Consider the following 13,438-nt stretch of genomic DNA (forward strand, 5'->3'; position numbering starts at 1 on the left):
CAGCAGGAGCACTCGTCATCATGAATTTGAAAGATGATCGCGCCAAAATGGCGCTTGATTACCACGCCTTCCCGACCCCCGGAAAAATTTCCGTCGTCCCCACCAAGCCCCTGGCCAACCAGGATGACCTGACGCTGGCGTATTCGCCGGGCGTGGCCATCGCCAGCATGACCATTCACGCAGAAGGCGAAGCCGCCGCCGCGAAATACACTTCGCGCGCCAACCTGGTGGGCGTCGTGACCAACGGCACCGCCGTGCTGGGTCTGGGCAACATCGGGCCGCTGGCCGCCAAACCCGTCATGGAAGGCAAGGGCTGCCTGTTCAAGAAATTCGCCGGCATCGACGTGTTCGACATCGAGCTGAACGAACACGACCCCGACAAACTGGTGGACATCATTGCCGCACTGGAACCCACGCTGGGCGGCATCAACCTGGAAGACATCAAGGCGCCGGAATGCTTCTACATTGAAAAGAAGCTGCGCGAGCGCATGAAGATCCCCGTCTTCCACGACGACCAGCACGGCACGGCCATCATTTCCTCGGCTGCCGTCCTGAACGGCCTGAAGGTCGTCGGCAAGGACATCGGCCAGGTCAAGCTGGTCTGCTCGGGCGCCGGGGCCGCCGCCATCGCCTGCCTGGACCTGCTGGTGAAACTCGGCGTGTCTCAACAGAACATCTACGTGGTCGACTCGCGCGGCGTGATCTGGCAGGGCCGCGACGAAAAGATGGAACCCAACAAGGCCCGCTACGCGCAACAAACCGACGCCCGCACCCTGGCCGACGTCTGCAAGGGCGCCGACGTGTTCCTGGGCTGCTCGGCCCCCGGCGTGCTGACCCAGGACATGGTGCGCAGCATGGCCGACCGGCCGCTGATCCTGGCCCTGGCCAACCCCGACCCGGAAATCCGCCCGGAAGACGCCAAGGCCGCACGGCCGGACTGCATCGTCGCCACTGGCCGTTCCGACTATCCCAACCAGGTCAACAACGTCCTGTGCTTCCCCTTCATTTTCCGGGGTGCGATGGACTGCGGCGCGACCGTCATCAATGAAGAGATGAAACTGGCCTGCGTCAAGGCCATCGCCGAACTGGCCGAGGCCGAGAGCAGCGCCGAAGTCGCCGGCGCCTACGCCGACCAGGACCTGTCCTTCGGCCCGGAATACATCATTCCCAAGCCCTTCGACCCGCGCCTGATCGTCAAGATCGCCCCGGCCATCGCCCAGGCCGCCGCGGATTCCGGCGTGGCCCGCCGCCCCATCGAGGACATGGACGCCTACCGCCAGTCCCTGATGAGCATCGTCTACCACTCGGGCCAGCTGATGCGCCCGCTGTTCCGCCAGGCAAAATCCGCGCCCAAGCGCGTCATCTATGCCGACGGCGAAGACGAGCGCGTGCTGCGCGCCGCCCAGACGGTGCTGGACGAACAGATCGCCACCCCCATTCTGGTGGGGCGGCCTTCGGTGATCGACATGCGCATCCAGAAATTCGGCTTGCGCCTGGTGCCGGGCCAGAATGTGGAGATCGTCAATCCGGAAGACGACAACCGCTTCAACGAGACCTGGACGGCCTACTACAAGCTGCGCGGCCGCGAGGGCGTCACGCCCGAGATCGCCAAGGCGATGGTGCGCAAGCACAATTCCCTGATCGGCGTGATGCTGCTGCAGCGCGGCGATGCCGACGCCATGATCTGCGGGGTGGCCAGCCGCTTCGACAACCAGCTGAAATACGTGCAGGAAGTCATCGGTCTGAAACCGACGGCACGCACCTACGCGGCGATGAACGTGCTGATGCTGCCGACGCAGACGCTGTTCATCTGCGACACGCACGTCAATGAAAATCCCGATGCGGAACAGATCGCCGACATGACGATCCAGGCTGCCGAGGAAGTCCGCCGTTTCGGTATCGTGCCTAAAATCGCCCTGCTCTCGCATTCCAACTTCGGCAGCCGGCCCACGGCATCCTCGCTGAAGATGGCCGAGGCGCGCCGCCTGATCGCCGAACGCGCCCCGCACCTGGAAGTAGACGGCGAAATGCACGCCGACTCGGCCTTGTCGGAATCGATCCGCACAAAGGCCTACCCCGACACGACACTGAAGGGGCCGGCCAACCTGCTGATCACGCCCAACCTGGACGCCGGCAACATCACCTACAACATGCTGAAGATGACCGGCAGCCATGGCGTGGCGATGGGTCCGGTGCTGCTGGGCGCAGCCCGTCCGGTGCATATCCTGACCACCAGTTCCACCGTGCGGCGTATCATCAACATGACGGCCCTGGCGGTGGTGGACGCCCAACAGGAGGCCGGCCAGGCGGTCTGAGCCTCACTGCTCTCCAAAGCATCGGCCACCCCTTGGGGTGGCCGATATTCATTCTGGCATCGCCATCCACCTGCCGGCCTGCGGGCTCTCACGCATCGGGCGCCAACGCCTGGATTTCCTGATACAAGGCGCGCGGTACGGCGATGCCTTGTTCCCTGCTGCGCGCGCGGGCCGCATAGCGGCGCTGCGACGGCAGGCGCGCGCCCTGTGATTCAATGGCTTCGAACAAGGTTTCCGCCCGGGCCTGCGACTCGGCGGAATCGCCGAACACCGCTGGATCAAATGCCAGGATCAGTTCCCCATGGCATGGGGATGCCTTCGCCCCCGCGTCGTGGTCCAGGGATTCGCTGCTGAGCCAGTCCCCGATCAGGGCTCCGGCCATCAGTTCCACCATCGTCGACAGCGCCGAGCCCTTGTGGCCGCCAAAGGTCAGCATCGCGCCCGCCATCACGGCCAGCGGATCGGTGGAGGGCCGGCCCTCGGCGTCCACTCCGCAGCCGGTCGGCAAGGGTTGGCCGCTGCGTCGGTGCAGTTCGAGATCCCCCCGGGCGATGGCGCTGGTGGCGAAATCGAAGACGTAGGGGTCTCGCCCCGAACGCGGCCAGCCAAAAGCGATCGGGTTGGTCCCCAGCGCTGGCCGGCGGCCGCCCGCAGGCGCCACCCAGGCATGGCTGGGTGTCAGGGCCAGCGCGACCAGCCCGCGCTCGGTCAGGGCCTCGATTTCCGGCCACAAGGCCGAAAAATGCACGCAATGCCGGATGACCAGCGCCCCGATGCCCTGCCTGCGCGCCAGATGGGTCAGCGGATCCAGCCCGCGCTCGAACGCCAACGGCGCAAAACCGAAATCCGCCTCGACCCGGACGATGGAGCCCGCGCCGTCAACCAGGCGCGGTTGCGCGGCGGTGTTGACCTTGCCCGCCCGGATGGTCCGAACACAATCCAGGATCCGGTACACGCCATGGGACTGGCAGTCATCACGCTGGCCGGCGATCACCACGCGGGTGATCGCACCGGCATGCGCCTCGTCCAGCCCATGATGGCGCAAGACGCGCATGGACAGGGACTCGAGTGCCTCGGGGCTCAGGTGCAGCATGTCGGTCATGGGGACGTTCTCCGTGCAAGTCAACCCGCCGACCTTACCGACAAGCCATTGGCGTTGCAAGTCGGGACCCGGGCGATATCCGGATGCCAGGCATGAAAAACGGGCCCGAAGGCCCGTCTTCATGCTGCGGCGATGTGGAAGGATTACTTCACGTCGCGCGCCGCAGCGCCGGTGTACAGCTGGCGCGGGCGGCCGATCTTGTAGTTGGGATCGGACAGCATTTCATTCCACTGGGCGATCCAGCCCACCGTGCGGGCCAGCGCGAAGATGGCCGTGAACAGCGACGTCGGGATGCCGATGGCGCGTTGCACGATACCCGAATAGAAGTCGACGTTCGGGTAGAGCTTGCGTTCCACGAAGTACGGATCTTCCAGGGCGATGCGCTCGACTTCCATGGCGAGCTTGAACAGCGGGTCGTTGTGCAGGCCCAGCGCGTCCAGCACTTCGCGGCAGGTTTCCTGCATCATCTTGGCGCGCGGGTCGTAGTTCTTGTAGACGCGGTGGCCAAAACCCATCAGGCGCACACCGGAATTCTTGTCCTTGACCTTTTCCATGAACTCGCCGACCTTGGCGATGCCGCCATTGGCCTGGATGTTTTCCAGCATGTTCAGGCAGGCTTCGTTGGCGCCGCCGTGTGCCGGGCCCCACAGGCAGGCCACGCCGGCCGCAATGGCGGCAAACGGGTTGGTGCCCGACGAACCGCACAGCCGCACCGTAGAGGTGGACGCATTCTGTTCGTGATCGGCGTGCAGGATGAAGATGCGGTCCAGCGCGCGTTCCACCACATCATTGACCTGGTAGTCGTCGCACGGGGTGGCGAACATCATGCGCAGGAAGTTGCCGGTATAGGACAGGTCGTTCTTCGGGTAGATGAAGGGCTGGCCCAGGGAATGCTTGTACGCCATGGCGACCAGGGTCGGCATCTTGGCGATCAGGCGGATGGCGGAGACTTCGCGATGATGCGGATTGGTGATGTCGGTCGAGTCGTGATAGAAGGCCGACAGCGCCCCCACCAGACCGGTCAGCACCGCCATCGGGTGCGCGTCGCGGCGGAAGCCCTGCAGGAAGGTGTGCATCTGTTCGTGCACCAGGGTGTGGTGCGTGACCAGGCTGTCGAATTCCTGCTTCTGCTGATCGTTGGGCAGTTCGCCGTTCATGATCAGATAGCAGATCGTCAGGAAATCACATTTCTGCGCCAGCTGATCGATCGGGTAGCCGCGATACAGCAGTTGACCCTTGTCGCCATCGATATAGGTGATGGCCGATTCGCAGGAAGCGGTCGCCATGAAGCCCGGATCGTACGTGAACATCCCGGTCTGGCCGTAGAGCTTGCGGATGTCGATGACGTTCGGGCCGACAGTGCCCTGATACACGGGAAATTCAACCGACGGGCTGCCGTCGGAGAACGATAGCGTGGCTTTTTTATCGGATAGCTGCATGTGATTTTCCTTTAAGTTACAGCGCTTTCATTTGCTCGACGAGCCGCCGGATGTCGGGGGTGTCGTACACCCCATCCAGATCCGAGCGTCCCAGCAGGACGTCGAGCAATTCGTTGTCGCCCATTTCAAAAAGCTGCGTCAGCGCCCGGACGTCGGTCTCGGTCAACTGCGCTTCGCAGGAATCCAGGAAGCGCGTGATGATGAGATCGTTTTCGAGCAGACCGCGGCGGGCCCGCCAGCGCAGACGCGCGCGGTCCAGATCGGATAGATCGCTGGACATGCGAACGCCTACACCGTACGCCGGACGAGCATTTCCTTGATCTTGCCGATGGCGGCCGACGGATTCAGACCCTTCGGACAGACTTCGGTGCAATTCATGATCGTGTGGCAGCGGAAGAGCCGGTATGGATCTTCCAGGTTGTCCAGGCGCTCGCCGGTGGCGCGGTCGCGCGAATCGGCGATGAAGCGATAGGCTTGCAGCAGGCCGGCCGGGCCGACGAATTTATCGGGGTTCCACCAGAAAGAGGGACAGGCCGTCGAGCAGCAACCGCACAGGATGCATTCGTACAGGCCGTTGAGTTCCTCGCGTTCTTCGGGGGACTGCAGGCGTTCCTTTTCAGGCGGCGGTTCGTCGTTGATCAGGTACGGCTTGATCGAATGGTACTGATCGTAGAAGAAAGTCATATCCACGATCAGGTCGCGCACCACGGGCAGGCCGGGCAGCGGCTTCAGGACGATGGGCTCGGTCAGGTCCAGCATGTTGGTCGTGCAGGCCAGGCCGTTGTGTCCGTTGATGTTCATGGCATCGGACCCGCACACGCCCTCGCGGCAGGAACGGCGCAGCGCCAGGCTGTCGTCGACGTCGTTCTTGATGCGCAGAATGGCATCCAGCAGCATCTTGTCGGAAGGTTGCAGCTCGACTTCCAGTTTCTGCATGTAGGGCCGCTCGTCCTTGTCCGGATCGTAGCGGTAGATCTCAAATTTCACGATACGTTTAGTCATGACGATATCCAGATTAGAAGGTACGCGCCTTGGGCGGGATGGTGTCCACGGTCAGCGGCTTCATGCGCACGGGCTTGTAGTCCAGACGGTTGTCCGGTGAGAACCACAGCGTGTGCTTGAGCCAGTTGACGTCGTCGCGGTCCGGGTATTCCTCGAGCGCATGGGCGCCGCGCGATTCCAGCCGGTTGGCGGCAGATTTCGACGTCGCGCGGGCGACCTCGATCATGTTGGTGACTTCCAGGGCCTCCAGGCGCGCGGTGTTGAACACCTGGGACTTGTCGGAGTAATACATGTTCTCGACTTCGGGCACCAGATCGTTGATGACCTGTTCGCCTTCTTTCAGCTTGTCGAGCTTGCGGAACACGCCGTAATGGCTTTGCATGGCCTGCTGCATCTTGTGGACGACGTCCTGGGGCTTTTCGCCCGAGGTGCGGCTTTCCAGGCGATCCAGGCGGTCCATGGAGGCTTCGATGTCGGTATCGGGCAGGACCTGGTGGCTGTGCTGGCGTTCCGGATGCTGGTCGACGATGAAATTGCCCGCCGAACGGCCGAACACGACCAGATCCAGCAGCGAATTCGTGCCCAGGCGGTTGGCGCCGTGCACGGACGTGGCCGCGCATTCACCGATGGCGTACAGGCCGTTGACGACCTTTTCCTCGCCGTTGACCAGGGTCATGACCTGGCCATGGTAGTTCGCCGGAATGCCGCCCATCTGGTAGTGGATGGTAGGCACGACGGGGATCGGGTCCTTGATCGGGTCGATGTTGGCGAATTTGATGGCGATTTCGCGGATGGACGGCAGGCGCTTCATGATGGTTTCGGCGCCCAGGTGGTCGAGCTTCAGCAGCACGTGGCTGCCGTCGCCGCAACCGCGACCTTCCTTGATTTCCTGGTCCATGGAACGGGACACGAAGTCGCGCGGCGCCAGGTCCTTCAGCTGTGGCGCGTAGCGTTCCATGAAGCGTTCGCCGTCCTTGTTCAGCAGGAAGCCGCCCTCGCCTCGTACCCCTTCGGTGATCAGCACGCCCGCGCCGGCCACGCCGGTGGGGTGGAACTGCCAGAATTCCATGTCCTGCAGCGGGATGCCTGCGCGCGCCGCCATGCCCAGGCCGTCGCCGGTATTGATGAAGGCATTGGTGGTGGCGGCCCAGATGCGGCCCGCGCCACCGGTGGCCAGCACGGTGTGCTTGGCTTCCAGGACGTAGACGTCACCCGTTTCCATTTCCATGGCGGTCACGCCCAGCACGTCGCCGTCGTTGTTGCGCAGCAGGTCCAGCGCCATCCATTCGATGAAGAAATTGGTGCGGGCCGCGACGTTGCGCTGATACAGGGTATGCAGCATGGCGTGACCGGTACGGTCGGCAGCGGCACAGGCGCGCTGCACCGGCTTTTCACCGAAATGGGACGTATGCCCGCCAAACGGACGCTGATAGATGGTGCCGTCGGGGTTGCGGTCGAACGGCATGCCGAAGTGTTCGAGCTCGTAGACCGCATTGGGGGCTTCGCGCACCATGAATTCGATCGAATCCTGGTCGCCGAGCCAGTCGGAGCCCTTCACGGTGTCATACATGTGCCACTGCCAGTGGTCTTCGCTCATGTTGCCCAGCGAGGCGCTGACGCCGCCCTGGGCGGCCACCGTGTGCGAACGCGTGGGGAAGACTTTCGACAGCACGGCCACCGACAGGCCGGCGTTGGACAGCTGCAGGGCGCAGCGCAGGCCGGCCCCGCCGGCGCCGACGACCACCACATCGAACTGGCGGCGCGGGAGAGTTTTCTTGACAGCAGCCACTTTAGAGACTCCAGAGAATTTGAGCGAAGAAGACCACCGCCGCGACCAACCAGAGAATGGTCAGGACCTGCAGGAACAGCCGCAGGCCGGCGGAGTGCACGTAGTCCATCCAGATGTCTCGCACACCGATCCAGGCATGCCAGGCCAAAGACAGGAAAGCCAGGGTCGCCAGCAGTTGGCCGACGGGCAGCGTGCCGACGGTGAAGGCGAAGAAGGCTCGCCAGGATTCGAAATCCAGGCTGGGCACGAAAACGGCGTACAGCACCAGAACCAGCGTGTAGATCGCCATGATGACGGCGGTGGTCCGCTGGACGATGAAATCGCGCGTGCCGTAGTGCGCGCCCACGACCAGGCGCTTGCGACCAATGCGTTCTTGTGTCATTACCAGGCTCCGAATAGTTTCAGACCGAACACGACGGTCAGTGCCAGCGCCACGCCGATCACCAGGGCGCCGGAGCGCTGCGAAGATGCGCGATCATTGCCGATGTGCAGATCCAGCGTCAGGTAGCGGATACCTGCGCAGAAATGGTGGAAGTAGCCCCACATCAGCACCAGCAGCACGATCTTACAGGCGGGGCTGGCAACCCAGCCCTGCATGGCGGCAAAGGTTTCCGGCGACTGCACGCTATTCGCGAACAGCGGCACCAGAATCACCGGCAGCGCCAGGAACAGCAGCGCCCCGCTGACGCGGTGCAGAATGGATGCTTTGCCAGCGGGCGGCAGCTTGTAGCTCATGAGGTCGGACAACCCCAGATTACGAAACTGCGGACGCGGCTTTGTGGCTGATTCAGACATGATGGCCTCGTAGTGGAAAATTGGAAGGATGTTCTGGACTCAATCGGCATTTTCGCCGATCTGCAGGTCAATTCAAACTATTGCGATAATGGTACCGTTCGGTGACGTAGTGACCCCGCCGCAATTCCATGGGCCGGTCGCCATACGTGTAGGCAATGCGCTCGACCTGCAACAGGGGGCTGCCCTGCGCGACCTGCAGGAATTCGGCCTGCGCGTCGGTGGCGGCCACGGCGCGGATTTTTTCCTCTGCCCGCACCATGCTGACGCCGAATTCGGTTTCGAACAAGGCATAGACCGGCCCCCGGTAGCGCTGCAGGAATTCCAGGGTCAGGCCCTTGAAGGCGCTGCCCGGCAGCCAGATGTCGTCCAGGATGGTGGGTGTGTCGTCGAAGGACAGCACGCGGCGCATGTTGACCACGGCATCGCCTGCCCGCAGGTCCAGGGCGGCGGCGATCTCGGCCGATGCCTTGGTGCGCCGGCAATCCAGAATTTGGCTGCTGGACGCAGCCGGCTGGCCGTCATCCGGGCTGAGCCGCAGGAAACGGTAGCGGACGCGGGCTTCGTTGTGGGTGGCCACGAAGGTGCCCTTGCCCTGGCGGCGTATCAGCAGGTTGTCGGCGGCCAGTTCGTCGATGGCTTTGCGCACCGTACCCTGGCTGACCTGGAAACGGGCGGCCAGTTCCAGTTCGCTGGGGATGGCTTCGCCGGGTTTCCATTCACCCCGATCCAGCCCCTGCAGGATCAAGCCCTTGATCTGCTGATACAGCGGGCTGAACGCGGCGCTGTGTGACGCGCGCCCTAACGGCTGTTGGCGGTCGATCGAAGGGGTATCAGACATGTCGTATGAAAGTGCTGCAGGGCGGCCCATGCTACAAAATGGAACTTCGGCATTTTCGCATTTCCGCGTGCAGATGTCTAATACTCTTCTGTCTTATATAAGATATAAGACTCTTGACGCTGAGGGATGAAATACACTACTCTTTTCGGCGTTTCGCATACCCCGGATACCCCCCTCATCTATCGGAGAATCACTATGTCCAAACCCGCCATGCGCGTCGCGGTCACCGGCGCCGCCGGCCAGATCGGCTATGCCCTGCTGTTTCGCATCGCATCCGGTGAAATGCTCGGCAAGGACCAGCCGGTCATCCTGCAATTGCTGGAAATCCCGGACGAGAAAGCCCAAAAAGCCCTGCAGGGCGTGATGATGGAACTCGACGACTGTGCCTTCCCGCTGCTGGCTGGCATGAGCGCCCACAGCGATCCGCGCACCGCTTTCAAGGACGCCGACGTCGCTCTGCTGGTGGGGGCCCGTCCGCGCAGCAAGGGCATGGAACGCAAGGACCTGCTGCAGGTCAATGCCCAGATCTTCACGGCCCAGGGCAAGGCGCTGAACGAAGTCGCCAGCCGCAACGTCAAGGTCCTGGTGGTCGGCAACCCGGCCAACACCAACGCCTACATCGCCATGAAGTCCGCCCCGGATCTGCCGGCCAAGAACTTCACCGCCATGCTGCGCCTGGACCACAACCGCGCCCTGTCGCAACTGGCTGCCAAGACCGGCAAGGCCGTGGCCGACATCGAGAAACTGGTCGTGTGGGGCAACCACTCGCCGACCATGTACCCGGACACGCGCTTCGCCACCATCGGCGGCCAGTCCGTGCAGGCGCTGGTGAATGACCCCGCCTGGATTGCCGACACCTTCATCCCGACCGTCGGCAAACGCGGCGGCGCCATCATCGAAGCACGCGGCCTGTCATCGGCAGCTTCCGCTGCCAATGCCGCCATCGACCACATCCACGACTGGGTGCTGGGCACGAACGGCAAGTGGGTCACCATGGGTATTCCGTCCGACGGTTCCTACGGCATCCCCGAAGGCATCATCTACGGTGTGCCAGTCACGACCGCCAATGGTGAATACACGCGCGTCAGCGGCCTGGAAATCGACGCCTTCTCGCGCGAACGCATGGACCACACCCTGAACGAGCTGCTGGAAGAACGCGACGGCATCGCCGATCTTCTGAAGTAAGCAGTCCTGGCAGGCGCACCTGCAGGCCGGCGCCCGGCTTGCAGGTGCGCCGCCTAATGTCCGGTCGATGACAGACAGGCATGGCCTGCGGACACAGAATGCCGACAGCATCGACTGGAACCCCGCCCGTCCCCGGGCGATTCCTGCCGCGCATGGGGTCTGCCCGGCGCGGCGGCATACCGGAGCGCTGTTCATGACCCGTCCCGCCTCTCCTGGCGCCCTGCTGCGCCAGGCCCTCATCGAAGAATCCCCCCTGCAGATCATCGGCGCCATCAACGCCAATCACGCCCTGCTGGCCAAACGCGCTGGCTATCGCGCCATCTACCTGTCGGGCGGCGGCGTGGCCGCTGGCTCGCTGGGGCTGCCCGACCTGGGCATCAACACCCTGGACGATGTGCTGACCGATATCCGCCGCATCACCGACGTCTGTGATCTGCCGCTGCTGGTGGACATCGACACGGGCTTCGGGCCATCGGCCTTCAATATCGCCCGCACCGTGAAATCGCTGATCAAGTTCGGCGCCGCCGGCTGCCACATCGAAGATCAGGTCGGCGCCAAGCGCTGCGGCCATCGCCCCGGCAAGGAAATCGTCAGCACCGAAGAAATGGCCGACCGCGTCAAGGCCGCTGCCGATGCCCGCACAGACAGCGACTTCTACCTGATCGCCCGCACCGACGCGATCGCCGTCAGCGGCGTGGATGCCGCCCTGGAGCGCGCTCACGCCTGCGTGGAAGCCGGCGCCGATGCGATCTTCGCGGAAGCGTCCTATGATCTGGAGACCTACGCCAAATTTTCCAGCTCCCTGAGCGTGCCCGTGCTGGCGAACATCACGGAATTCGGCAAGACGCCGCTGTTCACCGTGCAGGAACTGGCGGGCGCAGGCGTGGGCATGGTGCTGTATCCGCTGTCGGCCTTCCGCGCCATGAACAAGGCGGCCGAGGCCGTGTACGAAGCCATCCGCCGCGATGGGCACCAGCACAACGTCGTCGAGCTGATGCAGACGCGCGAAGAACTCTACGACCGCATCGGCTACCACCGCTACGAGGCCCAGCTCGACGCGCTGTTCCAGCAGGGCAAGGGCAAGGCGTCCTGATCAGGGCGCGCCAACCGAATTCCATCCGTCACCCAAGGAGACCTCTGATGGCGACACGAAAGACTGCATCCCCGAAATCGACTGCGGCATCCCGCAAACCCGCAGCAGGCAAGGCCGCTGCGGCCCCCGCCACTGCTGCGCCCGCCCCCGGCTTCAAGCCGAAGAAATCCGTCGCCCTGTCGGGCATCGTGGCCGGCAACACGGCCCTGTGCACGGTGGGCCGCAGCGGCAACGACCTGCACTACCGTGGCTATGACATCCTGGACATCGCCGACACCTGCGAATTCGAGGAAGTCGCCCACCTGCTGATCCACGGCAAGCTGCCGACCAAACCCGAACTCAAGGCCTACAAGGAAAAACTGCGCCGCCTGCGCGGCCTGCCGGCCCAGGTCCAGGTCGCGCTGGAAGCCCTGCCCGCCGCCAGCCACCCCATGGACGTGATGCGCACCGCCGCCTCGGTGCTGGGCTGCGTGCTGCCCGAAAAAGACGACCATAACCTGCCCGACGCCCGCGACATCGCCGACCGTCTGATGGCCAGCCTGGGCTCGGCCCTGCTGTACTGGTATCACTACAGCCACAATGGCCGCATCATCAACGTCGAAACCGAAGACGACAGCATCGGCGGTCATTTCCTGCACCTGCTGCACGGCGAAGTCCCCTCCGACGAGTGGGTCCGCGCCATGCACACGTCGCTGATCCTGTACGCCGAGCATGAATTCAACGCCTCCACCTTCACCGGCCGCGTGATCGCCGGCACGGGCTCGGACATGTATTCCGCCATCACCGGAGCCATCGGTGCGCTGCGCGGGCCCAAGCACGGCGGCGCCAACGAAGTCGCCTTCGAGATCCAGAAGCGCTACGACAGCCCCGACGAAGCCGAGGCCGACATTCGCCGCCGCGTCGAGGCCAAGGAAGTCGTGATCGGCTTCGGTCACCCGGTCTACACCGTGTCCGACCCGCGCAACAAGGTCATCAAGGCCGTGGCGCAGAAACTGTCCAGATCCGCCGGCTCGACCAAGATGTTCGACATCGCCGAACGCCTGGAATCGGTCATGTGGGATGCCAAGAAAATGTTCCCGAACCTGGACTGGTTCTCGGCCGTGTCCTACCACATGATGGGTGTGCCCACCGCCATGTTCACGCCGCTGTTCGTGATCGCCCGCACCGCCGGTTGGTCGGCGCACATCATCGAACAACGCGTCGACAACAAGATCATCCGCCCGACGGCCAACTACGTCGGTCCGGAAGACCAGAAATTCGTCCCGCTCTCCAAGCGCAAATAAGCCGCAACTTTTCAGGAACCATCATGTCTGCGACTATTTCCAATGTGCGTCCCCAGCCCGACCAGGTGCTGGTGGACATCGTCGACTACGTGCTCGACTATAAAATCGACAGCGCCCTGGCGCTGGAGACCGCCCGCAACTGCCTGATCGACACGCTGGGCTGCGGCCTGGAAGGCCTGGAATACCCGGCCTGCCGCAAGCTGATGGGCCCGATCGTGCCCGGCACGGTCGTCCCCAACGGCGCCAAGGTCCCCGGCACCCAATTCCAGCTGGACCCGGTCCAGGCAGCCTTCAACATCGGCTGCATGATCCGCTGGCTGGACTTCAACGATACGTGGCTTGCTGCCGAATGGGGTCACCCGTCCGACAACCTGGGCGGCATCCTGGCCGTCGCCGACTGGCTGTCGCGCAACGCCGTGGCGGCCGGCAAGGCGCCGCTGACCATGCGCGTCGTGCTCGAAGGCATGATCAAGGCCCACGAGATCCAGGGCTGCATTGCCCTGGAAAACTCCTTCAACAAGGTCGGCCTGGATCACGTGGTGCTGGTCAAGGTCGCCTCGACCGCCGTGGTGTCCCAGATGCTGGGCCTGTCGCGCG

Annotated in this window: 13 protein-coding genes; 5 read left to right on the forward strand and 8 right to left on the reverse strand. The window is 63.7% G+C overall.

Going from position 1 to position 13,438, the window contains the following annotated elements; genetic code table 11:
* Nucleotides 1–20 precede the first annotated feature (20 nt).
* Nucleotides 21–2,315 (forward strand): NADP-dependent malic enzyme, encoded by a 2,295-nt coding sequence (locus VDP74_RS10855; RefSeq protein ID WP_322999649.1) that lies wholly within the window; start codon nucleotides 21–23, stop codon nucleotides 2,313–2,315.
* An 88-nt stretch (nucleotides 2,316–2,403) separates the two neighbouring features.
* On the opposite strand, the gene VDP74_RS10860 is transcribed toward VDP74_RS10855, so the two are convergent.
* The 8 genes from VDP74_RS10860 to VDP74_RS10895 form a co-directional block, all read right to left on the reverse strand.
* The gene (locus VDP74_RS10860; protein WP_322999650.1) at nucleotides 2,404–3,417 is read right to left on the reverse strand and encodes an Ldh family oxidoreductase; all 1,014 of its coding nucleotides are present in this window, start codon (nucleotides 3,415–3,417) and stop codon (nucleotides 2,404–2,406) included.
* Nucleotides 3,418–3,560: 143 nt separating this feature from the next.
* Complete coding sequence (gene gltA / locus VDP74_RS10865) at nucleotides 3,561–4,856, reverse strand: citrate synthase (protein WP_322999651.1); 1,296 nt, start codon at nucleotides 4,854–4,856, stop codon at nucleotides 3,561–3,563.
* Between the two features lie 16 nt (nucleotides 4,857–4,872).
* Nucleotides 4,873–5,136, reverse strand: a complete 264-nt coding sequence (locus tag VDP74_RS10870) for a succinate dehydrogenase assembly factor 2 (RefSeq protein WP_322999652.1) — start codon at nucleotides 5,134–5,136, stop codon at nucleotides 4,873–4,875.
* A gap of 8 nt (nucleotides 5,137–5,144) precedes the next feature.
* Nucleotides 5,145–5,858: a succinate dehydrogenase iron-sulfur subunit gene (locus VDP74_RS10875; RefSeq protein ID WP_322999653.1), complete on the reverse strand. Its 714-nt coding sequence runs from the start codon at nucleotides 5,856–5,858 to the stop codon at nucleotides 5,145–5,147.
* Nucleotides 5,859–5,871: 13 nt separating this feature from the next.
* Complete coding sequence (gene sdhA, locus VDP74_RS10880) at nucleotides 5,872–7,647, reverse strand: succinate dehydrogenase flavoprotein subunit (RefSeq protein WP_322999654.1); 1,776 nt, start codon at nucleotides 7,645–7,647, stop codon at nucleotides 5,872–5,874.
* A 1-nt stretch (nucleotide 7,648) separates the two neighbouring features.
* Complete coding sequence (sdhD, locus tag VDP74_RS10885; protein WP_322999655.1) at nucleotides 7,649–8,029, reverse strand: succinate dehydrogenase, hydrophobic membrane anchor protein; 381 nt, start codon at nucleotides 8,027–8,029, stop codon at nucleotides 7,649–7,651.
* On the reverse strand, nucleotides 8,029–8,442 hold the full coding sequence (sdhC, locus tag VDP74_RS10890; RefSeq protein WP_322999656.1) for a succinate dehydrogenase, cytochrome b556 subunit: 414 nt from the start codon (nucleotides 8,440–8,442) through the stop codon (nucleotides 8,029–8,031). The genes sdhD and sdhC overlap by 1 nt, the downstream gene beginning before the upstream one ends.
* A 67-nt stretch (nucleotides 8,443–8,509) precedes the next feature.
* On the reverse strand, nucleotides 8,510–9,280 hold the full coding sequence (locus VDP74_RS10895; protein WP_322999657.1) for a GntR family transcriptional regulator: 771 nt from the start codon (nucleotides 9,278–9,280) through the stop codon (nucleotides 8,510–8,512).
* 195 nt (nucleotides 9,281–9,475) lie between these two features.
* On the opposite strand from VDP74_RS10895, the gene VDP74_RS10900 reads away from it, so the two are divergent.
* The 4 genes from VDP74_RS10900 to VDP74_RS10915 all read left to right on the forward strand — a co-directional run.
* The gene (locus VDP74_RS10900; RefSeq protein WP_322999658.1) at nucleotides 9,476–10,465 is read left to right on the forward strand and encodes a malate dehydrogenase; all 990 of its coding nucleotides are present in this window, start codon (nucleotides 9,476–9,478) and stop codon (nucleotides 10,463–10,465) included.
* A 193-nt stretch (nucleotides 10,466–10,658) separates the two neighbouring features.
* Complete coding sequence (gene prpB / locus VDP74_RS10905) at nucleotides 10,659–11,558, forward strand: methylisocitrate lyase (protein WP_322999659.1); 900 nt, start codon at nucleotides 10,659–10,661, stop codon at nucleotides 11,556–11,558.
* A gap of 47 nt (nucleotides 11,559–11,605) precedes the next feature.
* Nucleotides 11,606–12,841, forward strand: coding sequence for a 2-methylcitrate synthase (prpC, locus tag VDP74_RS10910; RefSeq protein ID WP_322999660.1), 1,236 nt, complete (start codon nucleotides 11,606–11,608; stop codon nucleotides 12,839–12,841).
* A gap of 23 nt (nucleotides 12,842–12,864) precedes the next feature.
* Nucleotides 12,865–13,438, forward strand: a 574-nt coding sequence (locus VDP74_RS10915; RefSeq protein ID WP_322999661.1) for an MmgE/PrpD family protein, incomplete at its 3' end; no start/stop codon positions are given.

The organism is Castellaniella sp., from assembly GCF_034674885.1.
Lineage (GTDB): Bacteria > Pseudomonadota > Gammaproteobacteria > Burkholderiales > Burkholderiaceae_B > Castellaniella.